Origin of the sequence: Delftia sp. CH05 (assembly GCF_009827015.1) — a bacterium.
GTDB classification, from domain to species: domain Bacteria; phylum Pseudomonadota; class Gammaproteobacteria; order Burkholderiales; family Burkholderiaceae_C; genus Comamonas; species Comamonas tsuruhatensis.
Genome location: NZ_WUMG01000119.1, coordinates 1 through 615 on the forward strand (window position 1 = coordinate 1; position 615 = coordinate 615).

Consider the following 615-nt stretch of genomic DNA (forward strand, 5'->3'; position numbering starts at 1 on the left):
GATTTAGTTGGAATGGGAAGAAAAGCGGTTTCTTTACTAACGCAGTTAGTAGAAGGAGAACAGTTAGAGAAGATGGAACATATCTTCCCGATGTACTATGTAGATCGTGGCACCACGGGAACGCCAAAAAAGAAATGATAGATGCTGAAAACTCATATGATCGCTTTAGAATGTCTCTTCATTTAAAATGTAAGCGATTTCTTTTGTGCTCATCAGCATGTACTTTTGCATCATTTCCTCTATTAAGGAGGAGATATCATGACGTTAGAACTCAGCGGAAATTCAAATTCTCATGATGAGCAAGTTGTTGATAGAGCTTCACAACTATTGACTAGGATGGAAAGTGTACCTTTTTCGAGATGGCATTTAAAACCTCGTATCATTATGGGATCTGCTACCTTTTTTGATGCTTTTGATGCACTATCTTTAGCATTTGTTCTCCCAGTTCTCATCGGCATGTGGAATTTATCACCTGCTCAAATTGGTCTTCTTATTGGGTCTGGTTATATCGGACAAGCGATTGGTGCTATTTTCTTTGGATGGTTAGCAGAAAGACGTGGCCGTGTATTTAGTGCAAAGTGGACTGTATTTCTCATGTCTATTATGAGTATCGCA

At 38.9% G+C, this 615-nt stretch carries 1 pseudogene; it reads left to right on the top strand.

Annotation, left to right across the window (positions count from 1 at the left end):
* Positions 1-258: 258 nt before the first annotated feature.
* Positions 259-615: pseudogene (locus GRX31_RS30480) on the top strand (MFS transporter); the annotation flags it as partial.